This window comes from Bradyrhizobium sp. NC92 (genome assembly GCF_025200865.1).
GTDB lineage: Bacteria > Pseudomonadota > Alphaproteobacteria > Rhizobiales > Xanthobacteraceae > Bradyrhizobium.
This window is the reverse complement of the sequence record NZ_CP104171.1, coordinates 321,467-347,445: the sequence shown is the minus strand read 5'-3', so window position 1 is coordinate 347,445 and position 25,979 is coordinate 321,467. Positions and strand designations below refer to the sequence as shown.

Genomic DNA, 25,979 nt, shown 5'->3' with positions numbered 1-25,979 from the left:
CACGAGAGAGTAGAACCCCTCACCCGGCGCTGCGCGCCGACCTCTCCCTATGGGAGAGGTGTCACACTCACGCCGCGATGTCGAAGCGGTCGAGGTTCATCACCTTGGTCCAGGCCTTGGCGAAGTCCTTGACGAACTTCTCCTTGGCGTCCGAGGTCGCATAGACCTCGGCGAAGGCGCGGAGCTGCGAGTGTGCGCCGAAGATGAGATCGGCGCGGGTGCCGGTCCACTTCACCTCATTGGTCTTGCGGTCGCGTGCCTCGTAGGTGCCGTCGGCAGCCGGCGTCCACTGCGCGCTCATGTCGAGCAGGTTGACGAAGAAGTCGTTGCTCAGCGTTCCCACCTTGGTGGTGAGCACGCCGTGCTTCGAGCCGTTCGCGTTGGCGCCGAGCACACGCAGGCCGCCGACCAGCACCGTCATCTCGGGGCCGGTGAGCCTCAAGAGCTGCGCACGATCGACGAGAGCTTCCTCCTGCTGCATGAACTGATGCCGCTTGCCGATGTAGTTGCGGAAACCATCGGCGCGCGGCTCCAGCGGCGCGAACGAGGCCGCGTCCGTCTGCTCCTGGGAGGCATCCATGCGGCCCGGCGTGAAGCCGACCTTGACGTCGACGCCGGCATCCTTGGCGGCCTTTTCGACCGCGGCGGTGCCGCCGAGCACGATGAGATCCGCGAGCGAGACCTTCTTCGCGCCTGACGAAGCGTTGAAGTCCTTCTGGATCGCTTCGAGCTTGCCGAGCACCTTGGCGAGCTGAGCCGGGTCGTTCACCTCCCAGTCCTTCTGCGGAGCAAGACGGATGCGCGCGCCGTTGGCGCCGCCGCGCTTATCCGAGCCGCGGAACGTCGAGGCCGATGCCCACGCCGTCGAGACCAGCTCGGAGACCGACAGGCCCGAAGCCAGGATCTTGCTCTTCAGCGAAGCGATGTCCTGTTCGCCGACCACCTCGTGGTTCAGGGCCGGAATCGGATCCTGCCAGATCAGCGTCTCCTTCGGCACAAGCGGGCCGAGATAGCGCTGGATCGGACCCATGTCGCGGTGGGTGAGCTTGAACCAGGCGCGGGCGAAGGCGTCCGCGAACTGATCCGGGTGCTCCAGGAAGCGCCGCGAGATCTTCTCGTAAGCGGGATCGAAGCGTAGCGACAGGTCGGTCGTCAGCATCGTCGGGCGATGCTTCTTCGACTTGTCGAAGGCGTCAGGAATGATCGCGTCGGCACCCTTGGCCGTCCACTGGTTCGCACCGCCCGGGCTCTTCGTCAGCTCCCATTCGTACTTGAACAGGTTCTCGAAGAAGTTGTTGCTCCACTTCGTCGGCGTCGTCGTCCAGGTCACCTCGAGACCGCTGGTGATGGAATCGCCAGCGAGGCCCGATGCGTGCTTGCTCTTCCAGCCGAGGCCCTGATCTTCCAGCGCGCCGGCTTCCGGCTCCGGGCCGACCAGCGATGGATCGCCCGCGCCATGGGTCTTGCCGAAGGTGTGGCCGCCGGCGATCAGCGCGACGGTTTCCTCGTCGTTCATCGCCATGCGGAAGAAGGTCTCGCGGATGTCCTTGGCCGCGGCGAGCGGGTCCGGCTTGCCGTTCGGGCCTTCCGGATTGACGTAGATGAGGCCCATCTGCACGGCGCCGAGCGGCTCGGCGAGCTGGCGTTCGCCGCTGTAGCGCTCATCGCCGAGCCAGGTGCCTTCCGGACCCCAATAGAGCTCTTCCGGCTCCCAGACGTCGGCGCGGCCGCCGGCGAAACCGAAGGTCTTGAAGCCCATCGATTCCAGCGCGACGTTGCCGGCGAGCACCATCAGATCGGCCCAGGAAATCTTGCGGCCGTATTTCTGCTTGATCGGCCACAGCAGACGGCGGGCCTTGTCGAGGTTGGCGTTGTCGGGCCAGCTGTTGAGCGGAGCGAAACGCTGCTGACCGGCCCCGGCGCCGCCGCGGCCGTCAGTGATGCGGTAGGTGCCCGCGCTGTGCCAGGCCATGCGGATCATCAGGCCCCCGTAGTGACCGAAGTCGGCGGGCCACCATTCCTGCGAATCCGTCATCAGGGCCGTGAGGTCCTTGATGACCGCGTTCAAGTCGAGTGACTTGAACTCCTTGGCGTAGTCGAATTCCTTGCCCATCGGGTCGGACAGATCGGAATTCTTGTGCAGCACCTCGATGTTGAGCTGCGTCGGCCACCAGTCGCGGTTCACGCGCGTGGGTTTTCCGCCCGAAAACGGGCACTTCGAAGTGTCGTCCATGAATACCTCCTCTGGCGGCGTCGAACTCGCGCCCTTGAACCAGGTAGAACCACTCTAAGCGCCGCGTCCTATCAGGGGAAGTTGACTTTAGTGATCGCTGCGATAGGATTTTCTGATGATCAATCTGACGCTGCGCCAGCTCCGCTATTTCGATGCGCTGGCCCGTCACGGCCATTTCGGCCGCGCGGCCGAGTCCTGCTCGATCTCGCAGCCGGCCCTGTCGATGCAGATCAAGGAACTCGAGGAGGCGCTGGGCGGCCTGCTGCTGGAGCGCAGCGCGCGGCAGGTCGCGCTGACCCGGTTCGGCGAGGAACTGGCGCAACGGGTCCGCGACATCCTGCGCTCGGTCGACGAGCTCGGCGATTTCGCGCGGGCCTCACAGGACCGCTTCGCCGGCCGCCTGCGCATCGGCATGATTCCGACCATCGCGCCCTACCTGCTGCCCAAGATCACCAAGAATCTCACGCGCATGCATCCGGAGCTCGACATCCGCGTGCGCGAGACCATGACGCCGCGGCTGATCCAGGAACTGGTGGAGGGCCGGCTCGACACCGCCATCGTGGCGCTGCCGGTGTCGGAGCCCTCGCTCACCGAGGTCGCGCTGTTCGAGGAGAAATTTTTGCTGGTGCGCCCGGGCGCCGATGAAGGCACACCGGTGCCGTCGCGCGAGATGATGCGCGAGATGCGGCTTCTGCTGCTCGAGGAGGGGCACTGCTTCCGCGACCAGGCGCTGTCGTTCTGCAACATGCAATCGGCGCCGCCGCGCGAGATGCTGGATGCGAACTCGCTGTCGACGCTGGTGCAGATGGTCAGCGCCGGCATCGGCGTCACCCTGATCCCGGAGATGGCGGTGCCGGTGGAGACGCGCTCCGCCTCGGTCTCGCTGGCGCGCTTCCGCGACCCCGAGCCGTCGCGCACCATCGGCATGGTCTGGCGCAAGACCAGCCCGCTGGCGCGGCAGCTGCTGCAGATTTCCGAAGTGGTGTGCCTGTCGGCCGGCAAGGTGCGCGCGCGGCAATCCCTGCGCCAGAAGGCTTGACCGGATGTCGCATCCGATCATCCGCACTGCCCGCCCGGACGAGTACGACGAGATCGGGCGTGTCTGGATGGAGAGCTGGGTCTCGACCGGGCTCGCCGAAGCCAGCGACTTCCTGCTGGCGAACTTGCGTGCGCGCATCAGGCGCGAGATGGAAAACGGCTGGAGCCTGTTCGTCGCCGACGATCGCGGCACGATCGCTGCGATGCTGGCGCTGCATCTGCCCAAGCTCTATCTCGACATGCTGTTCGTCGCGCCCGCCTATCAAGACCAATCGCTCGGCCGGCAATTGCTCGCCTTCACGCGCACGCAAATGCCCGACGAGATGCATCTGCGCTGTGTGCGCGAGAACGAAAAGGCCTGGCGCTGGTACGAGCGCGAAGGCTTTGTGTTCGAGAAGGAAGAGATCGAGCCGTCGAACGGGTTCGTGATGAAGTACTATCGGTGGAATCGAAGGACCATCGACGCGTAGCGCGCCGAGACCCTCACCTTGCGGCTGTCATCGGCTCGCTCTAAGACTTATCTCAAGTCCTGATCGGACATCTCCAAGCCGTGATCCCCGCCCGCCGATTCCATGTTTCGCATCTGTTTGACCGCGCTCTCCCTGTTTGGCCTCGTCAGTGTCGCCGCGGCGCAGCCTGCACCGCCATCGGCGACGCCAACGACGCGCCCAGCCAAGGGCGCAACTCCGAAAGGCACGCCGAATCCCAAGCAGGCGGGCGCTGTAGACGGCGGCCCATGCGAAATCGGCCTCCTGGCCGCGGCCGCCAATCGTTTCGGCGTTCAGCAGGTCGGCTTCACCATGTTCGGCAACGAGTACACACCCGTGCCGGTCGACAGCTGGGGGCTGGACGATCTCATCCTGTCGCGGCTTCGTGCCGCCGCAGCCGGAAAGTCGGTCAGGCGAATTGCGTATTCGCCCGCTGCTTTTGCGCATGCCGTGGAATCGGGATCGCCGATGCTGCGTCGGAACCCGGAACGACAGGAGTTCGTGCAGCAGAGCGCTGCCACCACCAAGTGCCAACGCTATGTCCTGGTCGAGCGATACCAGAACCGCTTCAGCAATACCAACCAGTCCGTCGAAGGCTTTGGCATCGTCAAATGGGGCAACCCGATCAAGCGTCGCACGTTCCTGTACGCGTTGACCTACATCACCGTGTACGACGGGCAGTCATTCGAGGCCATCAAAAAGGGCCCCGCAAGCCTTGATGACGAGCCGATGATGTCCCGCCTGATCGGGATCAACCCGATCAGTGGTCCCAACAAGGAGATGGACGAGGCGGCCTTTCCATCGGCTCCCGCCGAGGTGGCGGCCAACGCAAAGCTGCGGGACGGTGTCCGTGCCTTATTGACGACAAGCCTCGACCGGACATTACCAGGACTGCTCCAGCAATGAGGTCCGCGCCATGATCAAGCTCTATTGGTCGCCCCGCTCGCGCTCGTTCACGACGCTCTGGCTGATGGAGGAGAGCGGCCTGCCCTATGAGCGCGTGCTGACCGACATCTCGACCGGCGCGCAGAAGGCGCCGGACTATTTGAAGATCAACCCGATGGGCAAGGTGCCGGCGCTGACCGACGGCGATGCTGCGCTCGGCGAAGCCGCGGCGATCTGCGCCTATATCGCCGACCGCTATCCCGAGACCAAGCTTGCGCCTGCCGTGACCGACCCACGCCGCGCGCGCTATCTGCAATGGCTGTTCTTCTCGCCAGGCTGCATCGAGCCCGCCATCATCCAGATCTTCACCAAGATCGAGATCCCGACCTCGACCGCGGCCTGGGGCAGCGCGACGCAGGTGTTCGACGTGCTGGAAGCCGCGCTAGAGAAGGGCCCGTGGCTTCTCGGCGAGGAATTTTCCGCCGCCGACGTCGTGATCGGCTCGGGCCTGAATTACGCGGTACGCCTGTTCAAGATGGTGCCGTCGCGCCCCGCGTTCGACGCCTATCTGGCGCGCTGCACGGCGCGGCCGGCGTTCCAGCGCGCGGAAAAGATCGCGGCGGGGTAAGCAAGCTCTCGTAGGGTGGGCAAAGCGAAGCGTGCCCACGTCCTCTATCTATGGCGATCGCTGGGAGATCGTGGGCACGTCGCTTGCGCTCCTTTGCCCACCCTACGGCAGGGTCGCCCTATTCCGCCTTCAAATCATCCGGGCGCGGCATCAGGATGACGTTGTAGCCGGAATCCACATAATGAATCTCGCCGGTCACGCCGCCGGAGAGATCCGACAACAGATACAGCGCCGAACCACCGAGCTCGTCGAGCGTGACGCCGCGGCGGAGCGGCGCGTGCTTCTGCATGAAGCCGAACATCGCCCGCGCCTCGCCGATGCCGGAGCCGGCGAGCGTGCGGATGGGGCCGGCGGAGATCGCATTGACGCGGATGCCGCGCGGTCCGAAATCGGCGGCGAGATAGCGCACGGAAGCTTCCAGCGCCGCCTTGGCGACGCCCATCACGTTGTAGTTCGGCATCGCGCGCTCCGAGGCGCCGAAGGTCAGCGTGATCATGCTGCCGCCTTCCGTCATGAGCTCGGCGGCGCGCTTTGCGACCTCCGTGAACGAGAAGCACGAGATCACCATGGTGCGCGAAAAGTTCTCGCGGCTGGTGTCGGCGTAGCGGCCCTTCAGCTCGTTCTTGTCGGCAAAGCCGATGGCGTGGATGACGAAGTCGAGCTTGCCCCACTTTTCGCGGAGCACCGCGAAAGTGGCGTCGACGCTGGCGATGTCCTCGACGTCGCAAGGCAGCACCAGATCGACGCCGAGCTGCTCCGCCAGCGGCTTGACGCGCTTGCCGAGCGCCTCGCCCTGGAAGGTGAAGGCGAGCTCGGCGCCGTGGACATGCAGCGTCCTCGCCATGCCCCAGGCGATGGAATGATCATTGGCGATGCCCATGATCAGACCGCGCTTGCCTTTCATCAACGAAGTCATGTGGTGGATTCCATGAGTCGGAAAGATCTGGCTTCAACTTCGATTGTTCCACCAAACAGGCAGACAACAAGGATTTCTGTATCGGCCGTATATTCCATGCGCAACAGATCGATATTCCCGCTGGATCGATTCTTCAGAAGTCGCCCGATATCGCCGCTCATGACGAAACGGGAAACGTTCGTTCCAATGCAGCGGTATCGGCGTCGCGGCGCGTGCACGTCAGCGTCCGGATACAGATCGACGATAAGGGTGAATTCCTGCTCGCCCTCGGCAAACCCCGAAATTCGAAGGTCAACGAGAACCCCGTCGTGCCAGTTGATCTCGTCTGGTCCTTCCGCCGGAGTCGGCAAGGTAGAACTCACACGTCCAGCCGGCTGAACACCAGCGTGGCGTTGGTGCCGCCGAAGCCGAACGAGTTCGACAGCACGGTGCCGATCTTGACGTTGTCGATGCGCTTGCGCACGATCGGCATGTCGGCGAACACGGGATCGAGCTCCTGGATGTGCGCGCTCTCGCAGATGAAGCCGTTGTTCATCATCAGCAGCGAATAGATCGCCTCCTGCACGCCGGTGGCGCCGAGCGAGTGGCCGGTCAGCGCCTTGGTCGCCGAGATCGGCGGGCACTTCTCGCCGACGCCGAACACATTTCGGATCGCCTCGATCTCCGGCGGGTCGCCGGCCGGGGTGGAGGTCGCGTGCGGGTTGATGTAGTCGACCTTGGTCTTCACCGTCGACATCGCCATGCGCATGCAGCGCTCGGCGCCTTCGCCCGACGGCGCCACCATGTCGTGGCCGTCCGAGGTCGCGCCATAGCCGACGACCTCGCCATAGATGCGCGCGCCGCGCGCCTTGGCATGCTCGAGCTCTTCCAGCACCAGGACGCCGGCGCCGCCGGCGATGACGAAGCCGTCGCGATTGAGATCGTAGGGCCGCGAGGCCGTGGCCGGCGTGTCGTTGTACTTCGAGGACATCGCGCCCATGGCGTCGAACAGCACCGACAGCGACCAGTCCAGCTCCTCGCAGCCGCCGGCGAAGATGACGTCCTGCTTGCCGATCTGGATGGTCTCATAGGCATTGCCGACGCAATGGTTCGAGGTCGCGCAGGCCGAGGAGATCGAATAGTTCACGCCCTTGATCTTGAACCAGGTCGCAAGCGTCGCGGACGCCGTCGAGGACATCGCCTTCGGCACCGCAAACGGGCCGACGCGCTTCGGGCCCTTGGAGCGGGTGATGTCGGCGGCTTCGACGATGGTGCGCGCCGAGGGTCCGCCGGAGCCCATGATGATGCCGGTACGGATGTTGGAGACTTCGTCAGGCGACAGGCCGGAATCCTGGATCGCCTGCTCCATCGCGATGTGATTCCACGCCGCGCCCTGGCCGAGGAAGCGCATCGCGCGGCGGTCGACCACCGTCGAAGGATCGAGCGTCGGCTCGCCTTGCACCTGCGAACGGAAGCCGAGCTCGGCATATTTCTCAGCCCGCGAAATGCCCGACTTCGCCTCGTGAAGGCTCGCAAGCACTTCCTGGGTGTTGTTTCCGATCGACGAGACGATGCCCATCCCGGTGACCACAACCCGCCTCATGACAGCCTCGCCTCAATCGTTGTCTTCGTGGTGATGCGCTCAGCCCAGGCTCGTGCCCTGCTTGAACAGGCCGACCTTCAGATCCTTGGCGCGATAGATAATCTGGTCATCGACCGAAAGCCACCCGTCGGCGATGCCGAGCACGAGCTTCGAACGCATCACGCGTTTGATATCGACGTTGTACACAACCTTGCGCGCTTCCGGCAGCACCTGACCGCTGAACTTGAGCTCGCTCAGGCCAAGGGCCCGGCCGCGGCCTTCACCCCCGCTCCAGCCGAGGTAAAAGCCGACCATCTGCCACAGCGCATCGAGGCCGAGGCAGCCGGGCATGACGGGATCGTTCTTGAAGTGGCAGCCGAAGAACCAGAGATCGGACTTCACTTCGAGCTCAGCGCGCACCAGGCCCTTGCCGAACTCACCGCCATTGTCGTTGATGTCAGAGATGCGGTCGAACATCAGCATCGGCGGCAGCGGCAGCTGGGCATTGCCCGGGCCGAACATCTCGCCGCGGGCACAGGCCAGCAGATCCTCGTAGTCGTAACCGTTGCGCCTGTTCAGCATTCACGAGCCTCTGTTCAAATCCCGATTGAGCGGCGTATCTTGGCGAAAATGGGCCCCGCCTCGATCGGAGAGCAACACCAATTGCCACCGCCGGCCGCGACCTGCGCAAGCTTCGGATGGACTGCCGACCGGGCTTCCATGCCCGGTTGCGCCAAAATCGGCTAAGCGGAACCGCGCGCTCTCTAACACAGGCCATTTCGGGTGGCAAAGCGCATCCATGAAGGTAAAATGACGCGATCCCCAGGCGGTTCCAAGCCTGATTAGAACAGCTCTAGTTGCGAGAAACTTGCATCTGCATCTTTCTGTTCTTATATTACAGAGAGATATTGTTCACGCGTGCCCGAAATCTTGGAAATGAACGAGAATACCGCGTCCCAACACGACGACGACCATGCCGCGGCCCTCCTGTCCGGCCGCCAGCCGGCCCTGACCGGCTGTCCCTGGCACGACGTCAACGAAATGCTGCAGTCCGCGGGGTTGCGGCCGACGCGCCAGCGCATGGCGCTGGGCTGGCTGCTGTTCGGAAAGGGCGCACGTCACCTCACGGCTGAAATGCTGTACGAGGAAGCGACGCTCGCCAAGGTCCCGGTGTCGCTGGCGACCGTCTACAACACGCTGAACCAGCTCACCGATGCCGGCCTGCTCCGCCAGGTCAGCGTCGACGGCACCAAGACCTATTTCGACACCAACGTCACCACTCACCACCACTATTATCTCGAGAACAGCCACGAGCTGGTCGACATCGAGGATCCGCATCTGGCGCTGTCCAAGATGCCCGAGGTGCCCGAGGGCTACGAGATCTCCCGCATCGACATGGTCGTGCGCCTGCGCAAAAAGCGCTGAGCTAATCCGAGATTGCTGATGCGATCGTCATGGCCGGGCTTGTCCCGGCCATTGTCATTTTGCCCGTCATTCCATCCCGGGATGACGCCGATCGGCGTCAATTGACCTGCTCGTCCGAATAGACGCCCCAGAGGCGCTCCTGCTGGATCCAGCCGTCGAAGCCATTGCCGATGACGCGGCACCAGCCGGCGGCGCATTTCTTGACCTGGGTGACGACGCCGGCCTGCAGCTTGGCCGCAACCGCGCTGTCGGGATCGGGCCGGTCATAGATCGGCGCGAGATCGTCTTTGTGCTTCATGGTGACGACCGCGGTGCGGCGGCCCGACAACAGCGAGTGATAGACCCAGCCCTCGGCGCCTTCGGAATCGCGCACCCGGCGCCAATTTTCGAACTCGGCGGTAATTTCGACCGGCAGGCCGGCGCGGGTGTAGACCCAGGCGACGTCATTGTCCTTGGTCGGGCCGGCGCGGACGTTCACGTGATCCGATTTGAGGCTGACATAGCGCGGCACCGGCAGGCCGCTGGCGGTCTGCGGAGTATTGTCCTTCGCCGCATGCGAGGGGCCGACCGAGGCGCTCAACCAGGTGCAAACGAGCGCCATCACCGCACAAAAACGCCCCAACGCCATCAACCCGTCTCCTTCGAAGACCCGGCAGACCGGGCCCTCACCCCAAATTCCAAAAACCCTGCCGCGCCTGCCCCTTGTCCCCGCCCCACGCGGGTTCCAAGCCCTAAGCCGTGGTTCTTGTCTTGGCCCGGCCTTCTGCTAGAGAGAACGGGCACTTGAGCAACCAATTGGCCCCGATTTTCCGGCCGGAAATGTCGGGTGAGCTTGGAAGAAACGCCGGGGACGGACACGGCAAGGGCAGTGTCGAACAACCGGGTTAATGAGGCCTCAACGACCGGCCTTTGGCGACAGAGGCGGCCTGCGATGTCTCATGAGAGCAGGACATGTCGGTGAAGAAAAAGCCCCTCGTCGTGGTGACGCGCAAGCTGCCGGATTCGATCGAGACGCGGATGCGCGAGCTGTTCGACGCGCGGATCAATCTCGACGACACGCCGATGTCGCCCGAGCAGATCGCGGAAGCCGCCCGCACCGCCGACGTGCTGGTTCCGACCGTGACCGACCATATCAGCGCCGAGGTCGTGAATCAGCCCGACTGCAAGCTCCGCCTGATCGCCAATTTCGGCAACGGCGTCGACAATATCGACGTCACAGCCGCCCATGCCCGCGGCATCACCGTCACCAACACGCCGAAGGTCCTGACCGAAGACACCGCCGACATGACCATGGCGCTGATCCTGGCGGTGCCCCGGCGAATGATCGAAGGCGCCTCGATCCTGACCGACGGCAAGCCCTGGGCCGGCTGGTCGCCGACCTGGATGCTCGGCCACCGCATCGGGGGCAAACGCCTCGGCATCATCGGCATGGGCCGCATCGGCCAGGCGGTGGCGCGCCGCGCCCGGGCCTTCGGCCTGCAGATCCACTATCACAACCGCCGTCCCGTCGCCCCCGTGATCGCCGAGGAGCTTGGCGCGACCTATTGGGAAAGCCTCGACCAGATGCTGGCGCGGATGGACATCATCTCGGTGAACTGTCCGCACACGCCGGCGACCTATCACCTGCTCTCGGCGCGGCGGCTGAAGCTGATCCGCAAGGACGCCTATATCGTCAACACAGCGCGTGGCGAGGTCACCGACGAGGACACGCTGATCAAGCTGATCGAGGGCGGCGAGATCGGCGGCGCCGGCCTCGACGTCTACGAGCACGAACCCGCGGTGAATCCAAAACTGGTGCGGCTCGCCAAGGCTGGCAAGGTGACGCTGCTGCCGCATATGGGCTCGGCCACGATCGAAGGCCGCGTCGAGATGGGCGAGAAGGTGATCATCAACATCCGCACCTTCCTCGACGCCCACAAGCCGCCGGATCGCGTGCTGCCGAGCATGCTGTAAGGCGTAACGGCCGCAATCAGGTGCGGTGAGCGCTGAGATCGGTGATCACAGGCCCATCGCCGTTGAGCGGATTGGCCGGATCGCGCCCATAGCGCAGCGTCTCGAAGCGCATCGCGCGCGCATCGATCATCAGCAGGCGCCCGACGAGGCCGTCGCCGAAGCCGACGATCTCGCGGATCGCCTCCAGCGCCATCATCGAGCCGAGCACGCCCGCCAATGCGCCCATGACCCCGGCTTCCGCACAGGCCGGCACGGTGCCGGGCGGCGGCGCTTCGGGAAACAGACAGCGATAGGTCGGGTTGAACTCGCCCTGCTCGTTGGTCTCGTGGGCACGGATGGTGGTGAGCGAGCCGTCGAAGGTGCCGAGCGCCGCGGTGATCAGCGGCCGCTTGGCGAAGAAGCAGGCGTCGGAGACGAGATAACGCGTCGAGAAATTGTCGGAGCCGTCGAGCACGAGATCGTAATCGCCGATCAGGCCGAGCGCATTGTCGGCGTTGAGCCAGGTGGCGTGACCGACGAAGCGGACGTGTGGATTGAGCGCCGCGATCCGCTCGGCCGCGCTCTCGACCTTGTGCCGGCCGATGTCGGGCGTCGTGTGGATCACCTGGCGCTGCAGGTTGGACAGCGACACCACGTCGTCGTCGACAACGCCGAGCGTGCCGACGCCGGCGGCGGCCAGATACATCAAAGCGGGCGCGCCGAGCCCGCCGGCGCCGATCACCAGCACCGAGGCCCGCTTCAGCGCGGCCTGGCCGGGACCGCCGACATCACGCAACACGATGTGGCGGGCATAGCGTTCGAGTTCGTCCGGGCTCAGCATCGTCGTACGCCTCTCCTACCAAGCGCTCGCTTTCGATCCTCATGGTGAGGAGCGCGGAACGCGCGTCTCGAACCATGAAGGCCCCGATCTCACCTGGGGCCATCCTTCGAGACGCGGCCTTGAGGCCGCTCCTCAGGATGAGGACCTGTGTAAACGGCTCGACCTTGGGCCTGAACCACCGCTACGTTGTTCGCGACCAACGAGATGTGCTTCAATGGCATGCTTTTCAATGTCTTGACGTTCAATGGGCTGGCTGGATTTGTCATGAGATCGATGCTTGCGGCAACCTTGGTGTTTGCAGCCGCCACGGGCGCGCATGCCCAGATGACGACATCGCCGGTCGCCGGCACCAAGCCGAAAACGGTCCAGACCGTCCCGATCCAGCCTCCCGCAATGCAGACGCCGTCGGCGACCGCCGATGCCATGGCAAAGGCGGAGCGGCTGGCGCTGCAGTCCGACCTCGCCTGGGTCGGCCAGTATAACGGCGCCATCACCGGCGACGTCAGCGAGCGCATGGTCAACGCCATCAAGGAATACCAGAAGACCAAGGGCGGCAAGCCGACCGGCGTGCTCAATCCGCAGGAGCGCGCCGTGCTCGCCGAGACGGCGCGAAAGAAGCAGGAGAGCGTCGGCTGGAAGATCGTGACGGAGCCGACCAGCGGCGCCCGGCTCGGCATTCCCGGCAAGCTGGTGCCGCAGCAGGCAAGCGACGCCAATGGCTCGAAATGGACCTCGCCGACAGGGACGGTGCAGGTGGTTCTCAGCCGCCGCAAGGAGGCGAACCCGACCTCTGCAAAGCTCGCCGAGCTTGAGAAGGAGCCGTCCGGGCGCAAGGTCGATTACACCGTGGTGAAGCCCGACTTCTTCGTGCTGTCGGGCTTGCAGGGCCTGAAGAAATTCTACGTCCGCGGCACCTTTAGGGGCGACGAGGTCCGCACCATGACGATCCTCTACGACCAGGCGACCGAGAATACTGTCGAGCCGGTCGTGATCGCGATGTCGAGCGCGTTCAACGCGTTTCCGTCGGGACCGCTGGCCGGGCCGCCGCCGCGCAAGACCGTCGAATACGGCACCGGCATCGTCGTCAGCGAGGACGGCGCGATTGTCACCGACCGCCTCGTCACCGACGGCTGCCTTGCGATCACGATCGCGGGCCATGGCAGCGCCGACCGTCTCGCCGAGGACAAGGAGCATGATCTGGCGCTGCTGCACATCTACGGCGCGCGCGGGTTGCGACCGCTCAGCCTCGCCGGCGGGGCCGCGAAGACCAATGTCGATGTCGTCGGCATCGCCGATCCGCAAAGCCAGGGCGGCGCGGCCGGAGTGTCGAGCCTCAAGGCCGCGCTGGCGCCGGTGACGGGCAGCAATTCCGCGCTCTCGCCGCCGCCGGCGGTTGGCTTCTCCGGCAGCCCGGCCGTCGACGCCGACGGCAGGTTCGCCGGCATCGCGCTGCTGAAGCCGGCCATGGTCGCAGGGCCTGCGACATCGGTACCGGCGTCACAGGCTTTGATGGTCTCGGCAGAGGCGGTGCGCGGATTCCTGAAGGCGAACGGGGTCGCGGCGAATGGCGCGTCGGCGGACGCCAAGGCCTCCGTCGTGCGCGTCATCTGCGTGCGGAAGTAGGCCGCGCGAGCGCACTACTCTCCCGTGTCCCGGACGCGGTGCGGCATGCAATGCCGCTCCGCTGAGCCGGGACCCATATCAGCAACAGTCGCGCTTGTTGCCCTCTGGGCCCCGGCTCTGCAGCGCATCGCTTTCGCGCTGCGCTTTGTCCGGGGCACGGTTGCCCATGCGCTTACGTACGACTACGGAGCCGGTAGTGGTACGGATTCGCTGGAATTCGCGATTCCGCCATCATCCTTACCGTTGATTCGGACCTCCGCGATCCCCTTTGGATCGGGCCGGCACGTCCTGAGCGAGAAGCGCTCAGCATCCAGAAGCGATGCACGTTCGCGTGGCGTATCCCTGACCCAGCACTCCAAAGGATTGATCTTCAATGCATACGATCGTACTGGCCACCCAAAAGGGCGGCAGCGGCAAGAGCACGCTCGCCATCGGCCTCGCGCTGGCCGCCAAGCAGGCCGGCTTCACCGTCCGCCTGATCGAGACCGACCCGCAGGGCACCCTCTCCAACTGGCAGCGCCGCCGCTCTACCGACGATCTCGTCGTCGAGCCGATCTATCACGCAGCCGATATCGCGCCGCGCCTGAAGATGCTGGCCGATAGCGGCCTCCAGCTCGCGATCGTCGACACCGCGGCCGGCCTTTCCGCCGCCACCACCGCCGCGATCCGCCATTCCGACCTCTGCCTGATCCCGGCCCGTCCCAGTGTCGCCGACATCGAGGCGACCGTCTCGACGCTCAGCGTCGCCCGCGCCTGGAAGCGGCCCTACAGCTTCGTGCTGAACCAGACGCCGATCCGCGGCCAGCGCATCGACAACGCCGCGACCGCGCTCGCCGAGGAAGCCGCGCTCGACCTTGCCGAGGTGCTCGCGCGTCCGCTGATCGTGATGCGCAACGATCACCAGGACGCACTCGCCAGCGGCCTTGCCGTGAGCGAATTCGCGCCGAACGGCAAATCGGCGGACGAGATCCGCGGCCTCTGGCGCTGGATCGAGACCCGGCTCGAGCTTGAAGCCACCACCGATGTCCTGATCGACCAGGTCATCTCGGCTGCCCACGGCATGCTGCACGTCGCCAGCGAGCTTGCGGCGGACGAGACCACGACACTGGCGTCCTGAGCGGGGCGATCGCTCGGGCGAAGGGCTCTTCGCCATCCGCTGAAAGAGCCCAAGCGATGAAGCAGTCCGGCCACGGCCGGATTGCTTCGCCTCGCGCTCTGAGGAAAGCTCTCCCCACGCGTCATTGCGAGCGCAGCGAAGCAATCCAGACTGTCGCCGCGGAGGGATTCTGGATTGCTTCGCTGCGCTCGCAATGACGGCGTGGTGGGATCGTCGTCTTGCAGAGACTCACAGCCTTTTGGCTGCGATTGGTATCACTTCTGACATTTCGGGCACCAGAAGGTCGAGCGGCCGTTCTGCACGAACCGCTTGATCGTGCCGCCGCAGCGCGGCGTCGTGCATGTTTCGCCTTCGCGGTCGTAGACCTTGAACGAGTGCTGGAAATAGCCGAGCTCGCCCGTGGTCTGGCGATGATCGCGCAAGCTGGAGCCGCCGGCCTTGATCGCATCGTTCAGCACGGTGTGGATCGCACCGACCAGTCTCTTGGCATGATCCGTCGGCTCGCCCCCGGCAACGCCCTTACGTTGTCCGGCCTTGGTCGACAGCGTCGCAGCAATGCGCCGCGGCGACAGATGCGAGCGGTGCAGCGCCTCGCAGACATAGATGTTTCCGAGCCCGGCCACCACGCGCTGGTCGAGCAGCGCGGCCTTCAGGCTGGTGGTCTTGCCTTGGCAAGAGCGCGCCAGCATCGCCGCGTCGAATTCATTGCCGAGCGGCTCGGGGCCGAGGCCGCGCAGCAGCGGCTCGTCTTCGAGCGCGTTGCGCGCGATCACTTTCATGTAGCCGAAGCGGCGCGGATCGTTGAAGACGATGTCGGCGCCTGAGGACATCCGAAACAGCACGTGATCGTGCGCGGAGTCCTTGGCCTTCGGATAGTGAAACTCGCCGGGGTGAGCCTCGTCGTCCGGCTTGATGACGCGGAACGAGCCCGACATGCCCAGATGCATCAAGAGCACGTCGCCGGAGGCGAGATCGGCCATGAGATATTTTGCCCGGCGGCCAAGCCCCGTGACGACCTGCCCCTTGAGCCGGGCCACGAAATCGGGCTGGAACGGAAAGCGCAAATCCGGCCGGCGGGCCTCCGTATTGAGGATTTTCGCACCCTCCATCACGGGCTGAAGGCCGCGGCGGACGGTCTCGACTTCGGGCAATTCAGGCATGGTCAGGCATTCACCTTATGAGGGCGGTGTGATAGCGCCATTGCGGCGGGCAGGCTATGGTCCGCCCTGTGGAGTAGAGTAATGGATCGGCCGGGCGAAACCACGCATTTTGGCTTCAGGGACGTCCCCCTCGGGGACAAGCAGACGCTGGTGAACGATGTGTTTCACAGCGTGGCGTCGCGCTATGACTTGATGAACGACCTGATGTCCGGTGGCCTGCACCGGGTCTGGAAGGACATCATGATCACCGCGCTGGATCCGCCCAGGAGCGACCGGGCGTTCGCGCTGCTCGACGTCGCCGGCGGCACCGGCGACATCTCGTTCCGTGCCGCCAAGGCAGCCGGCCCCGGCTTCCACGCCACGGTGTGCGACATCAATTCGGACATGCTGGCTGTGGGGCGGGAGCGCGCCGCCAAGCGCCATCTCGACACCCAGGTCGATTTCGTCGAAGGCAATGCCGAATCGCTCGGCTTTGCCGATCGCAGCTTCGACGCCTATACGATCGCATTCGGCATCCGCAACGTGCCACGGATCGATCTTGCGCTGCGCGAGGCCTATCGCGTGCTGAGGCCCGGCAGCCGCTTCCTGTGCCTGGAATTCTCCACCGTCGAGATGCCGGGGCTGGACAAGCTCTATGATCTGTTCTCGTTCAAGGTGATCCCGCCGCTCGGGCGCATGGTCACGGGCGACGCCGAATCGTATCAATATCTCGTCGAATCCATCCGCAAGTTTCCAAAGCCCGCCGCCTTCGCCGACATGATCCGCGAGGCCGGCTTTGCCCGCGTCAGCTGGCAGACGCTCTCCGGCGGCATCGTCGCACTGCATTCGGGCTGGCGTTTGTGATCTCTGCCGTCACCCACATTGCGCGCCTGATCCGCGCCGCGCTCGTGTTTGCGCGCGAAGGCGTGTTCGGCGCGGTCGATCCGAGCCTGGTGCCGCCGCCGGGACAGCTCGCGCTGAAGCTGGCGCGCCTCATTGAGCGCCGCGGCGCCAAGCACGGCCCGCGGATCTCGCGCGCGCTGACGCGGATGGGCCCGGCCTATCTCAAGCTCGGCCAATTCCTGGCCACGCGTCCCGACGTGGTCGGCGTCATCATGGCGCGCGATCTCGAAAGCCTGCAGGACCGCCTGCCGCCGTTCCCGCAGGAGGAAGCCAAGGCCACGATCGCGATCTCGCTGGAGCGGCCGCTGACGGACGTCTTCGTGAGCTTCGGACCGCCGGTCGCGGCGGCCTCGATCGCGCAGGTGCATCGCGGCGAGGTGTTGCGCGACGGCATCCGCAGGCCCGTCGCGATCAAGGTGCTGAGGCCCAACGTCGCGGCACGCTTCCGCCGCGATCTCTCGGATTTCTTCTTCGTCGCGCACAAGGCCGAGGCCTATTCGGCCGAGGCGCGGCGCCTGCGCCTGATCGAGGTCATCAACACCATGTCGCGCTCGGTCGCGATGGAGATGGACCTGCGGTTAGAGGCTGCCGCGCTGTCGGAGATGGCGGAGAACACGCGCGACGATCCCGATTTCCGCGTGCCCGCCGTCGACTGGGACCGCACCACGCATAACGTGCTGACGATGGAGTGGATCGACGGCATCGCGCTGAACGATCACAAGCGCCTCGCGGAGGCGCAGGTCGATCTGCCCGATCTCGGCCGCAAGGTGATCCAGAGCTTCCTGCGCCACGCGCTGCGCGACGGCTTCTTCCACGCCGACATGCATCCCGGCAATCTGTTCCTGGATGAGGCCGGCCGCCTCGTCGCGGTCGATTTCGGCATCATGGGCCGGCTCGGCATGAAGGAGCGGCGCTTCCTCGCCGAGATCCTGCTCGGCTTCATCACCCGCGATTATCGCCGCGTCGCCGAGGTGCATTTCGAGGCCGGCTATGTGCCCGCGCACCATTCGGTCGAGAATTTTGCGCAAGCCATCCGCGCCATCGGCGAGCCGATCCACAATCGCACCGCCGAGGAGATCTCGATGGCGCGGTTGCTCACGCTGCTGCTCGAGGTCACCGGCCTGTTCGACATGACGACGCGGCCCGAGCTGATCCTGCTGCAGAAGACCATGGTGGTGGTCGAGGGCGTGGCGCGCGGCTTCGATCCCAAGCTCGACATCTGGAGGGTTGCCGACCCCGTGGTTCGCGAATGGATCGAGCGCAATCTCGGGCCGATCGGCCGGGTGCAGGGCGCACTTGCCGGGACCGGCGACATCGCGCGCGTCCTGATGCGCATGCCGGAGATTGCCGAGCGGTCGGTGAAGGTTCTCGAGCAGCTCGAGACCATGACGCGGGAGGGCATCAGGCTGTCGCCGGAGAGCATCGCGGCCATGGGGCGCAGCGAGGGCCGCAAGAACCGCTGGCGCACCGTGGCGCTCTGGATCATCGCCGCGACCTTCATCGGGATTCTGATCGCCGTCCGGAATCTGTGATTGCACTGCAATCACGAAGATGATAGCATCGCTATCATTCCGTGCCGGAGGGCGTCGTGGCAAGCCTGACCATCCGCAAGCTCGACGACGCCGTCAAAACCTATCTGCGGCTGCGTTCGGCCAAGAACCACAGGTCGGTCGAGGAGGAGGTCCGGGTCATCCTGCGGGAGTTGATCGACGGCCGCGAGGAGCCGCTGACCCCGTTTGCGGTGCCGCCGGCCGCGTCCGCCGCCCCGACGCCTCAGCGCACTGGCGCCCTTCGCGAGGCCAGCGTCACCCTGATCATCGGCGGCGGTATCGCGGCCTATAAATCGCTCGACCTGATCCGAAGGTTGAAGGAGCGCCGCATCGAGGTGCGCTGCGTGCTGACCAAGGCGGCGCAGCAATTCGTGACGCCGCTGGCCGCGAGCGCACTCTCGCATGAGCGCGTCTACACGGATTTGTTCGACCCGCAGAGCGAGTTCGACGCCGGCCATATTCGCCTCGCGCGCGATTGCGACCTGATCGTGGTGGCGCCGGCCACCGCCGACCTGCTGGCGAAGATGGCGAACGGCCATGCCGACGATCTCGCCAGCGCCATCCTGCTTGCGACCAACCGCAAGGTGCTGCTGGCGCCGGCGATGAATCCGCTGATGTGGAGCAACGCGGCAACGCGCCGCAACGTCGCCCAGCTCCAGCGCGACGGCGTGGTGCTGATCGGCCCGAACGCGGGCGAGATGGCCGAAGCCGGCGAAGCCGGAACGGGCCGCATGTCGGAAGCCATCGAGATCGCCAATGCCGCCGAACGGCTGCTGCGGCCGCCGATGCCGAAGCCGCTCGCCGGCAAGCGCGTGCTGATCACCGCAGGTCCCACTCACGAGGCGATCGACCCGGTGCGCTACATCGCCAACCGCTCCTCCGGCAAGCAGGGCTTTGCCATTGCCGCCGCCGCGCAGGCCGCGGGCGCCGAGGTTACTCTGGTGAGCGGTCCGGTCGACCTCGACGATCCCCCGGGCGTGACGGTGAAGCACGTCGAATCGGCGCGGCAGATGCTGGAGCAGGTCGAGGCCGCGCTTCCCACCGACGTCGCGATCTTCGCCGCTGCGGTCGCCGATTGGCGCGTCGCCAATGAGGGCGAGCAGAAGCTGAAGAAGACGGCAGCCGGCATGCCGCCGCTTCAGCTCGTCGAGAACCCCGACATCCTCGCCACGATCTCCAAGCTCACCGACAAGCGCCCGCCGCTCGTGATCGGCTTTGCCGCCGAGACCGAGCACCTCATCGACAACGCCAAGGCAAAATTCGCGCGCAAGGGCTGCGACTGGATCGTCGCCAACGACGTCTCGCCCGCCACCGGGGTGATGGGCGGCGACCGCAACACGGTCCACCTGCTCAGCCGCAAGAACGCTGCGCAGGACGGCGAGATTGCAGTTGATTCCTGGCCGGCGATGACCAAGGAACAGGTCGCCATCGAACTGGTCGCGCAGATCGCGAAAAGCGTGACCGGCAAATCCCTGGAGACCGCATCTTGAGCACGAAGGTTACCCTCGAGCTGCAACGCCTCGCCCACGCTGAAGGGCTGCCGCTGCCGGCCTATCAGACCAGCGATGCCGCCGGCCTCGATCTGATGGCCGCCGTGCCGGACAACGAGCCCATGACGCTCGCACCAGGCCAATACGCGCTGGTGCCGACGGGCCTCGCGATCGCCTTGCCGCCCGGGCACGAGGCACAGGTGCGGCCGCGTTCGGGGCTTGCGGCCAAGCACGGCGTCACCGTCCTGAATTCGCCGGGCACGATCGATGCGGACTACCGCGGCGAGATCAAGGTGATCCTGATCAATCACGGCACCACGCCCTTCGTGATCAAGCGCGGCGAACGCATCGCCCAGATGGTGATCGCGCCGGTGCTGCAGGCCGCGCTGGTTCCCGTCGCCACCTTGTCCGCGACCGATCGCGGCGCCGGCGGCTTCGGCTCGACCGGGCGCTAGCTTTCTTGCCTCTCCCGCTTGCGGGAGAGGCCGTCGCGCTCGCAGAGCGCGGCTGGCGATGTCCCGTTGCGGAGACACCCTCTCCCCAGCCCTCCCCAGCAAGCGCGGGAGGGAGCGCACCGCCATCGTGGCAGGCAATCCGCATGACACGGTAACGCACGGCAATCCCAGCCGAATCATCCGCAGAATCACGTGAGCCGGAACAGCGCGCGGGGCACTTTTTTGGGACCCGCCTTTGCGTTCACGATCTGGACTCTTACCGGCGGAGTCGCGGTGAGGGTATTGTCTTTTGATTCGCGCGCGACGGGGGTCGCCGCGCGTCAATTCGTGCGGTCTTGGGGCAACTATGTCAGGCGTGATCGTGTCGATGCGTCGGACGCTGCTGTCGTGCACATCGCTGGCGCGCAACGGCTTGGTGGGAGGCGCTCTCGCAGCGCTGCTGCCGGCTGCGCCGGCCGAGGCCGCCGAACTCATCGACACCCTTTCCCTCGTGATGGATTTGAACCGGCAGGAACTCGCGGTGCTCGCCACCGCGCTGGCCCTGCTCGGCTTTTCGGTGGTGGCCGCGATCCTGTTGATGCGCACGCGGGTGCGCACGGCGACGAACGAGGCGCGGCTGCGCGCCCGGATCGGGGAACTGCAGCTCCAGGCCGACCGCTTCGGCGCGCTGCTGTTCGCCGAGCCGCAGATCCTGATCTCGTGGCCGGCCGGCGACAACCGCGCACAGATTTCCGGCGACATCGCGTTGGTGCTGCCGCGCGATTCCTCGCCGCAGCGCGTGCTGGCGTTCGGAACCTGGCTGCCGCCGGAACCGGCGCTGCAGATGGACCATGCGGTCGATGCGCTGCGCGAGCGCGGCGACGGGTTCCAGCTGACACTGACTACTGCACAAGGCCATATGCTGGAAGCGATCGGGCGCGCCATCGGCGGCCAGGCCATCGTCCGCATTCGCGAGCTGTCCGGACTGCGCCGCGATCTCGCCGAGACCCATCTGCGTTACAAGGCACTCTCCGACGAGACCGAGATGCTTCGCGGCTTTGCCGCGGCCGCACCGTGGCCGATCTGGGCAAAGGGGGAGAACGGCGCGCTGACCTACGCCAACCCGGCCTATGTGCGCGCCACCGAGGCGACCAGCGCCATCGATGCCCAGGAGCGCAAGCTCGAGCTGCTCGACAGCGCCGACCGCACCGCGATGGAGCGGGGGCTGAAGGACGCCGCCAATTTCACCTCGCGGCTGCCGATCGTGGTCGGCGGCGAGCGGCGCATCTACGACGTGCGCGCTGTCAATGTCGGCCGCGGCAGCGTCGGCGTCGCCATCGATGCCAGCGAGGCGGATGCGCTGAGCTCGGCGCTGGTGCGCATGGCGGAGGCGCATCGCCGCACGCTCGACCAGCTCTCCTCCGGCGTTGCCGTGTTCGACGGCCAGCGGCGCCTCGCCTTCTACAACGATTCCTATCGCCGGCTGTGGGATCTCGATCGCAACTTCCTCGACGCCCATCCGGACGATTCCAGCGTGCTCGACCAGCTCCGCGCCGCGCGCAAGCTGCCGGAGCAGCCGGATTTCCGCGCCTGGAAAGCCAAGCTGCACGAGGCCTATCGCGCGGTCGAGACGGCCAAGGACACCTGGTTCCTGCCCGACGGCCGCGCGCTCTCGGTCGTCACCACGCCGAACCCCGAGGGCGGTGTGACCTATCTGTTCGACGACGTCACCGAAAGCCTCGACCTCGCCCGCCGCTTCGACGGCCTGATCCGCGTCCAGCGCGAGACGCTGGACAGTCTCGCCGAAGGCGTCGCGGTGTTCGGCAGCAACGGCAAGGCGCAGCTGTTCAATCCGGCCTTCGTCCGGATGTGGAAGCTGTCGAGCGATGCCATGCGCGACGAGCCGCACATCCAGACCGTGGAAGGCTGGTGCCATCAGCTGTTCGACGATCCGCAAGTCTGGCGCCAGATCCGCGAGGCCATCACCTCGATCGAGAACCGCGCGGACGTGCCGCTGAAGCTGGAACGCAAGGACGGCAGCGTGCTCGACGGCATGATCCGGCCGCTGCCCGACGGCGCCACCATGCTGACGTTCCAGGACATCACCGACACCGAGAATGTCGAGCGCGCGCTGCGCGAGCGCAACGAGGCGCTGGAGGCGGCCGACCAGATGAAGGTGGATTTCGTCCACCACGTCTCCTACGAGCTGCGCTCGCCGCTCACCACCATCATCGGCTTTGCGCATTTCCTCAGCGATCCCTCGACCGGACCGCTGACGCCGAAGCAGGCCGAATATCTCGACTACGTCACCAAATCGACCAACGCGCTGCTCGCGCTCACCAACAACATCCTCGATCTCGCCACCATCGACGCCGGCGCGATGAAGCTGGAACTCGGGCAGGTCGATGTCAGCAAGGCCATCGAGCTTGCCGCCGAGGGCATCCAGGACCGGCTCGCCACCGACCGCATCCGCCTCAAGGTCGAGATCGCGCCCGATGTCGGCAGCTTCGTCGGCGACGAGAAGCGCGTGGTGCAGGTGCTCTATAACCTCCTCGCCAACGCCGTCGGGTTTTCTCCACAGGATTCCACCGTCGGCATCAGCGCCCGGCGCACCGACCGCAGCGTGGTCTTCACCGTGACAGATTCGGGCCCTGGAATACCTGCCGACATGAAGGACAAGGTGTTCAACTGGTTCGAAAGCCGCTCGCAGGGCTCGCGTCATCGCGGCGCCGGGCTCGGCCTGTCGCTGGTGCGCTCCTTCGTCGAGCTGCATGGCGGCAAGGTGCGGGTGGATTCGATCGTCGGCCGGGGCACGGTTGTGATCTGCGACTTCCCGACCGACCAGGCGGCGCACCGCGACGCCGCCGAATGACGGAAACAACCACATTCGCCGTCGCGCTTCACAACGAGACGGCCACGGCGCAATTGATGGCCGACCTCGCGCTGCTGGTCGGTCCCGGGGACGTCATCACCCTCACCGGCGATCTCGGCGCCGGCAAGACCGCGGCGGCGCGCAGCCTGATCCGCTATCTCGCCGGCGATGACGCGCTGGAAGTGCCGAGCCCGACCTTCACGCTGGTGCAGGGCTACGAGCTGCCGCCCTTCCCGGTGCTGCACGCCGATCTCTACCGTGTCGAGGACGAGAGCGAGCTCGAGGAGATCGGGCTGTCGCCGCTGCCCGATGCCACGCTGGTACTGATCGAATGGCCCGAGCGCGCCCCGTCGGCAATGCCCGAGGACCGCATCGACATCGCGCTGACGCACCGGCCGGCACTGGGCGCGAACGCACGTGCCGCCGACATCACCGGCCATGGCAAGGGCGCCGCGCAAGTCGCGCGGCTGAAGGCGCTGCGCGAATTCCTCGACGCATCCGGTTACATCGATGCGATGCGCAAGCGCATGGCCGGCGACGCCTCGACGCGCTCCTATGCGCGGCTCGTGCGCGATGAGGAAATCGTCATCCTCATGAACTTTCCGCAGCGCCCCGATGGCGCGGCGCTCTACGACGGAAAATCCTACAGCGCCGCGGTGCATCTGGCCGAGAACGTAAGACCCTTCGTCGCCATCGATGAAGGTCTGCGCGCGCAGGGAATCTCGGCGCCGGCCATCCACCATTCCGATCTCGACCATGGCTTCCTGATCACCGAGGATTTCGGCAACGAGGGCGTGATCGAGGGCGATCCGCCGCGACCGATTCTCGAGCGCTACGAAGCCGCGACCGACGTGCTGGCGATGCTGCACGGCAAAGCGCTGCCGGAGACACTGCCGCTGGGCGGGCAGACCTACGCGATCCCCGTCTTCGACGTCGAGGCGCTGCTGATCGAGATCGGGCTGATGCCGGAATGGTATCTGCCCGATCGCAACGCGCCGCTGAGCGAGGCGACGCGCGCGGAATTTTTTGCGATGTGGCGCAAATTGCTGAAGGGGCCGTTGGCGGCGCCGAAGACGTGGATCATCCGCGACTATCACTCGCCCAATCTGATCTGGCTCGGGCAGCGCAGCGGCATCGAACGCGTCGGCGTGATCGATTTCCAGGACACCGTGCTGGGGCCGCAATCCTACGACGTGGTGTCGCTGCTCCAGGACGCCCGCATCGACGTGCCCGAGAGCATCGAGCTGACGCTGCTGTCGCGCTACATCAAGGCGCGGCGGGCGCAAGATTCGAGCTTCGACGCCGCCGGCTTCGCCGAGCTCTACGCGATCATGTCGGCGCAGCGGAACACGCGCCTGCTCGGCACCTTCGCCCGGCTCAACCGCCGCGACGGCAAGCCGCATTATCTGCGCCACCAGCCGCGGATCTGGACCTATCTCCAGCGCTCGATGGCCCATCCCGCGCTCGCCCATCTGCGCAACTGGTATCTCGCCAACGTCCCGCCGCCAGGCTGATTCAGGACCGATTTACCGGCCGTTAGCCAAGATGTCGCTACTCTGGCGCCGAGGCAGCCGGAAATTACGGGGCTGGAGCGGGGCAGATGGCAGCGAAAGCGGATCAGCGCGGAAATAGCCGGGTTATTTTCGAGCGCGGGTTTTCGGCCCAGATGATGGGAATCGACGGCACCTGGCGGCGCGACTGCACCATGGAGGATGTCTCCGAGACCGGCGCCAAGCTGACCATCGACGGCTCGGTCGAAGGGCTCCATCTGAAGGAATTCTTTCTCCTGCTCTCGTCCACCGGACTCGCCTACCGGCGCTGCGAGCTGGCCTGGGTCAACGGCGACCAGATCGGCGTCAATTTCCTGAAAGTGGGCGACAAGAAGAAGAAGGTCCGTTCCACAGCCGTTGGGGCGTGACGGCAACACCCGTCGTACAACCGTCACGGCGGGTGGTTAAGGCGGTCGAGATGCGGTGCGGCAGATCGAGCCTCGTGTTAGGATTGCTGCGAACGCGAAAGGTCTGAGAAGGCGAAGGATGTCCGTCAAACCGACCAAAGCCATGGTGCTCGCCGCAGGATTTGGCCTGCGCATGCGCCCCCTGACGGACAGGATGCCGAAGCCGATGGTGCCGGTCGCGGGCCAGCCCCTGCTCGACCACGTGCTCGACAAGCTCGGCCAGGCCGGCGTGACCGAGGCGGTGGTCAACGTGCATTACCTGCCGGACCAGATCATCGACCACGTCGCATCGCGTCAGCTTCCGCATGTCACTATCTCGGACGAACGCGACCAGGTGCTCGGCACCGGCGGCGGCGTCGTCAAGGCGCTGCCGCTGCTCGGCGATGCGCCGTTCTTCCACGTCAATTCCGACACGCTGTGGATCGACGGCGTGCGCTCGAACCTGACGCGGCTCGCCGAAAACTTCGACCCTGATCGCATGGACATCCTGCTCCTGATGGCGCCGACCGCGACCAGCATCGGCTATGGCGGCCGCGGCGATTACGGCATGCTGCCGGACGGCGCCTTGCGCAAGCGCAAGGAGAAGGAGGTCGTTCCGTTCGTCTATGCCGGCGCGGCGATCATGTCGCCGGCGATCTTTGCCGACGCGCCCAAGGGCGAATTCTCGCTGACGAAAATGTTCGATCGCGCCAACGAGCAGGAACGGCTGTTCGGCCTGCGCCTCGACGGCGTCTGGATGCATGTCGGCACGCCCGATGCCGTGCACGCCGCGGAAGAGGCGTTTTTGGAGAGCGTGGCGTAGGGGCGCTCCAGGCACGGTGCCGTAGGGTGGGCAAAGGCGCCCTTGCGCCGTGCCCACCATCTCTGTCGACCGCAAAAAATGCGTGGGCACGCTTCGCTTTGCCCACCCTACGAGACCTGTGCTCGTCGCACGAACAGCGGGGACT

24 protein-coding genes are annotated in these 25,979 nt (G+C 65.7%); 16 read left to right on the top strand and 8 right to left on the bottom strand.

The genetic code is table 11. The features are described 5' to 3' along the window. Window positions 1-67: 67 nt before the first annotated feature. Window positions 68-2,233, bottom strand: a complete 2,166-nt coding sequence (gene katG / locus N2602_RS01640) for a catalase/peroxidase HPI (protein ID WP_260381552.1) — start codon at window positions 2,231-2,233, stop codon at window positions 68-70. A 115-nt stretch (window positions 2,234-2,348) separates the two neighbouring features. Here katG and N2602_RS01635 point away from each other — a divergent pair, with 115 nt between their 5' ends. From N2602_RS01635 to N2602_RS01620, 4 genes are all read left to right on the top strand, one after another. Next, the gene (locus N2602_RS01635; RefSeq protein WP_260381551.1) at window positions 2,349-3,272 is read left to right on the top strand and encodes a hydrogen peroxide-inducible genes activator; all 924 of its coding nucleotides are present in this window, start codon (window positions 2,349-2,351) and stop codon (window positions 3,270-3,272) included. A gap of 4 nt (window positions 3,273-3,276) precedes the next feature. Further along, on the top strand, window positions 3,277-3,741 hold the full coding sequence (locus tag N2602_RS01630; protein WP_260381550.1) for a GNAT family N-acetyltransferase: 465 nt from the start codon (window positions 3,277-3,279) through the stop codon (window positions 3,739-3,741). 102 nt (window positions 3,742-3,843) lie between these two features. Then, on the top strand, window positions 3,844-4,665 hold the full coding sequence (locus tag N2602_RS01625; protein ID WP_260381549.1) for a hypothetical protein: 822 nt from the start codon (window positions 3,844-3,846) through the stop codon (window positions 4,663-4,665). Window positions 4,666-4,675: 10 nt separating this feature from the next. Further along, window positions 4,676-5,272 (top strand): glutathione S-transferase family protein, encoded by a 597-nt coding sequence (locus N2602_RS01620; protein ID WP_260381548.1) that lies wholly within the window; start codon window positions 4,676-4,678, stop codon window positions 5,270-5,272. A gap of 118 nt (window positions 5,273-5,390) precedes the next feature. Here the strand turns inward: N2602_RS01620 and fabI are convergent, their stop codons facing one another. Genes fabI through fabA form a run of 4 tightly spaced genes read right to left on the bottom strand, consistent with a single transcriptional unit; the run spans window position 5,391 to window position 8,331 of the window. Next, window positions 5,391-6,188 carry an enoyl-ACP reductase FabI gene (fabI, locus tag N2602_RS01615; protein ID WP_260381547.1) on the bottom strand — a complete coding sequence of 266 codons (798 nt, stop codon included), beginning with the start codon at window positions 6,186-6,188 and terminating at the stop codon, window positions 5,391-5,393. Beyond that, window positions 6,185-6,538, bottom strand: coding sequence for a hypothetical protein (locus tag N2602_RS01610; protein WP_212257705.1), 354 nt, complete (start codon window positions 6,536-6,538; stop codon window positions 6,185-6,187). Before N2602_RS01610 ends, fabI begins: the two co-directional genes overlap by 4 nt. An 8-nt stretch (window positions 6,539-6,546) precedes the next feature. Next, window positions 6,547-7,770: a beta-ketoacyl-ACP synthase I gene (gene fabB / locus N2602_RS01605; protein WP_260381546.1), complete on the bottom strand. Its 1,224-nt coding sequence runs from the start codon at window positions 7,768-7,770 to the stop codon at window positions 6,547-6,549. 39 nt (window positions 7,771-7,809) lie between these two features. Then, window positions 7,810-8,331, bottom strand: a complete 522-nt coding sequence (gene fabA, locus N2602_RS01600; protein WP_172788580.1) for a bifunctional 3-hydroxydecanoyl-ACP dehydratase/trans-2-decenoyl-ACP isomerase — start codon at window positions 8,329-8,331, stop codon at window positions 7,810-7,812. 354 nt (window positions 8,332-8,685) lie between these two features. Here fabA and irrA point away from each other — a divergent pair, with 354 nt between their 5' ends. Next, window positions 8,686-9,174, top strand: a complete 489-nt coding sequence (gene irrA, locus N2602_RS01595) for an iron response transcriptional regulator IrrA (RefSeq protein WP_036009037.1) — start codon at window positions 8,686-8,688, stop codon at window positions 9,172-9,174. Between the two features lie 97 nt (window positions 9,175-9,271). Here irrA and N2602_RS01590 read toward each other — a convergent pair whose 3' ends face one another. Next, window positions 9,272-9,802, bottom strand: a complete 531-nt coding sequence (locus tag N2602_RS01590; RefSeq protein ID WP_172788581.1) for an SH3 domain-containing protein — start codon at window positions 9,800-9,802, stop codon at window positions 9,272-9,274. Window positions 9,803-10,125: 323 nt separating this feature from the next. Between N2602_RS01590 and N2602_RS01585 the strand changes: the two genes are divergently transcribed. Further along, window positions 10,126-11,127, top strand: a complete 1,002-nt coding sequence (locus N2602_RS01585) for a D-glycerate dehydrogenase (RefSeq protein ID WP_172788582.1) — start codon at window positions 10,126-10,128, stop codon at window positions 11,125-11,127. A gap of 16 nt (window positions 11,128-11,143) precedes the next feature. Here N2602_RS01585 and N2602_RS01580 read toward each other — a convergent pair whose 3' ends face one another. After that, window positions 11,144-11,947 carry a molybdopterin-synthase adenylyltransferase MoeB gene (locus tag N2602_RS01580; protein ID WP_172788583.1) on the bottom strand — a complete coding sequence of 268 codons (804 nt, stop codon included), beginning with the start codon at window positions 11,945-11,947 and terminating at the stop codon, window positions 11,144-11,146. A gap of 264 nt (window positions 11,948-12,211) precedes the next feature. On the opposite strand from N2602_RS01580, the gene N2602_RS01575 reads away from it, so the two are divergent. Further along, window positions 12,212-13,570 (top strand): serine protease, encoded by a 1,359-nt coding sequence (locus N2602_RS01575; protein WP_260381545.1) that lies wholly within the window; start codon window positions 12,212-12,214, stop codon window positions 13,568-13,570. A gap of 373 nt (window positions 13,571-13,943) precedes the next feature. After that, a complete protein-coding gene (locus N2602_RS01570) occupies window positions 13,944-14,687 on the top strand; it encodes a ParA family protein (RefSeq protein ID WP_172788585.1) in 744 nt (247 codons plus the stop codon). A 254-nt stretch (window positions 14,688-14,941) separates the two neighbouring features. Here N2602_RS01570 and mutM read toward each other — a convergent pair whose 3' ends face one another. Further along, window positions 14,942-15,847, bottom strand: a complete 906-nt coding sequence (mutM, locus tag N2602_RS01565) for a bifunctional DNA-formamidopyrimidine glycosylase/DNA-(apurinic or apyrimidinic site) lyase (protein ID WP_260381544.1) — start codon at window positions 15,845-15,847, stop codon at window positions 14,942-14,944. Between the two features lie 81 nt (window positions 15,848-15,928). Between mutM and ubiE the strand changes: the two genes are divergently transcribed. The 8 genes from ubiE to N2602_RS01525 all read left to right on the top strand — a co-directional run bounded on the left by ubiE (window position 15,929) and on the right by N2602_RS01525 (window position 25,834). After that, a complete protein-coding gene (ubiE, locus tag N2602_RS01560; protein WP_172788587.1) occupies window positions 15,929-16,690 on the top strand; it encodes a bifunctional demethylmenaquinone methyltransferase/2-methoxy-6-polyprenyl-1,4-benzoquinol methylase UbiE in 762 nt (253 codons plus the stop codon). After that, window positions 16,687-18,261 carry a 2-polyprenylphenol 6-hydroxylase gene (gene ubiB / locus N2602_RS01555; protein WP_212257712.1) on the top strand — a complete coding sequence of 525 codons (1,575 nt, stop codon included), beginning with the start codon at window positions 16,687-16,689 and terminating at the stop codon, window positions 18,259-18,261. Before ubiE ends, ubiB begins: the two co-directional genes overlap by 4 nt. Window positions 18,262-18,317: 56 nt before the next feature. Further along, on the top strand, window positions 18,318-19,769 hold the full coding sequence (coaBC, locus tag N2602_RS01550; RefSeq protein ID WP_260381543.1) for a bifunctional phosphopantothenoylcysteine decarboxylase/phosphopantothenate--cysteine ligase CoaBC: 1,452 nt from the start codon (window positions 18,318-18,320) through the stop codon (window positions 19,767-19,769). Beyond that, the gene (gene dut, locus N2602_RS01545; RefSeq protein WP_260381542.1) at window positions 19,766-20,224 is read left to right on the top strand and encodes a dUTP diphosphatase; all 459 of its coding nucleotides are present in this window, start codon (window positions 19,766-19,768) and stop codon (window positions 20,222-20,224) included. The genes coaBC and dut overlap by 4 nt, the downstream gene beginning before the upstream one ends. A 346-nt stretch (window positions 20,225-20,570) precedes the next feature. Next, window positions 20,571-23,075 carry a PAS domain-containing sensor histidine kinase gene (locus tag N2602_RS01540; RefSeq protein WP_260381541.1) on the top strand — a complete coding sequence of 835 codons (2,505 nt, stop codon included), beginning with the start codon at window positions 20,571-20,573 and terminating at the stop codon, window positions 23,073-23,075. Then, window positions 23,072-24,589 carry a tRNA (adenosine(37)-N6)-threonylcarbamoyltransferase complex ATPase subunit type 1 TsaE gene (tsaE, locus tag N2602_RS01535; RefSeq protein ID WP_260381540.1) on the top strand — a complete coding sequence of 506 codons (1,518 nt, stop codon included), beginning with the start codon at window positions 23,072-23,074 and terminating at the stop codon, window positions 24,587-24,589. The genes N2602_RS01540 and tsaE overlap by 4 nt, the downstream gene beginning before the upstream one ends. Before the next feature lie 86 nt (window positions 24,590-24,675). Further along, complete coding sequence (locus N2602_RS01530; protein WP_036009083.1) at window positions 24,676-24,993, top strand: PilZ domain-containing protein; 318 nt, start codon at window positions 24,676-24,678, stop codon at window positions 24,991-24,993. Window positions 24,994-25,111: 118 nt separating this feature from the next. After that, window positions 25,112-25,834 (top strand): nucleotidyltransferase family protein, encoded by a 723-nt coding sequence (locus N2602_RS01525; RefSeq protein ID WP_172788593.1) that lies wholly within the window; start codon window positions 25,112-25,114, stop codon window positions 25,832-25,834. Window positions 25,835-25,979 lie beyond the last annotated feature (145 nt).

What these genes read in the sequence shown, in the direction of transcription:
- N2602_RS01540 (WP_260381541.1), top strand. Translation starts at nt 20,571, where the DNA reads ATGTCAGGCGTGATCGTGTCGATGCGTCGGACGCTGCTGTCGTGCACA.
- N2602_RS01570 (WP_172788585.1), top strand. Translation starts at nt 13,944, where the DNA reads ATGCATACGATCGTACTGGCCACCCAAAAGGGCGGCAGCGGCAAGAGC.
- N2602_RS01575 (WP_260381545.1), top strand. Translation starts at nt 12,212, where the DNA reads ATGAGATCGATGCTTGCGGCAACCTTGGTGTTTGCAGCCGCCACGGGC.
- N2602_RS01590 (WP_172788581.1), bottom strand. Translation starts at nt 9,802, where the DNA reads ATGGCGTTGGGGCGTTTTTGTGCGGTGATGGCGCTCGTTTGCACCTGG.
- fabA (WP_172788580.1), bottom strand. Translation starts at nt 8,331, where the DNA reads ATGCTGAACAGGCGCAACGGTTACGACTACGAGGATCTGCTGGCCTGT.
- fabB (WP_260381546.1), bottom strand. Translation starts at nt 7,770, where the DNA reads ATGAGGCGGGTTGTGGTCACCGGGATGGGCATCGTCTCGTCGATCGGA.
- N2602_RS01630 (WP_260381550.1), top strand. Translation starts at nt 3,277, where the DNA reads ATGTCGCATCCGATCATCCGCACTGCCCGCCCGGACGAGTACGACGAG.
- N2602_RS01530 (WP_036009083.1), top strand. Translation starts at nt 24,676, where the DNA reads ATGGCAGCGAAAGCGGATCAGCGCGGAAATAGCCGGGTTATTTTCGAG.
- N2602_RS01635 (WP_260381551.1), top strand. Translation starts at nt 2,349, where the DNA reads ATGATCAATCTGACGCTGCGCCAGCTCCGCTATTTCGATGCGCTGGCC.
- N2602_RS01525 (WP_172788593.1), top strand. Translation starts at nt 25,112, where the DNA reads ATGTCCGTCAAACCGACCAAAGCCATGGTGCTCGCCGCAGGATTTGGC.
- N2602_RS01585 (WP_172788582.1), top strand. Translation starts at nt 10,126, where the DNA reads ATGTCGGTGAAGAAAAAGCCCCTCGTCGTGGTGACGCGCAAGCTGCCG.
- tsaE (WP_260381540.1), top strand. Translation starts at nt 23,072, where the DNA reads ATGACGGAAACAACCACATTCGCCGTCGCGCTTCACAACGAGACGGCC.
- fabI (WP_260381547.1), bottom strand. Translation starts at nt 6,188, where the DNA reads ATGACTTCGTTGATGAAAGGCAAGCGCGGTCTGATCATGGGCATCGCC.
- N2602_RS01580 (WP_172788583.1), bottom strand. Translation starts at nt 11,947, where the DNA reads ATGCTGAGCCCGGACGAACTCGAACGCTATGCCCGCCACATCGTGTTG.
- N2602_RS01625 (WP_260381549.1), top strand. Translation starts at nt 3,844, where the DNA reads ATGTTTCGCATCTGTTTGACCGCGCTCTCCCTGTTTGGCCTCGTCAGT.
- mutM (WP_260381544.1), bottom strand. Translation starts at nt 15,847, where the DNA reads ATGCCTGAATTGCCCGAAGTCGAGACCGTCCGCCGCGGCCTTCAGCCC.
- N2602_RS01620 (WP_260381548.1), top strand. Translation starts at nt 4,676, where the DNA reads ATGATCAAGCTCTATTGGTCGCCCCGCTCGCGCTCGTTCACGACGCTC.
- ubiE (WP_172788587.1), top strand. Translation starts at nt 15,929, where the DNA reads ATGGATCGGCCGGGCGAAACCACGCATTTTGGCTTCAGGGACGTCCCC.
- katG (WP_260381552.1), bottom strand. Translation starts at nt 2,233, where the DNA reads ATGGACGACACTTCGAAGTGCCCGTTTTCGGGCGGAAAACCCACGCGC.
- irrA (WP_036009037.1), top strand. Translation starts at nt 8,686, where the DNA reads ATGAACGAGAATACCGCGTCCCAACACGACGACGACCATGCCGCGGCC.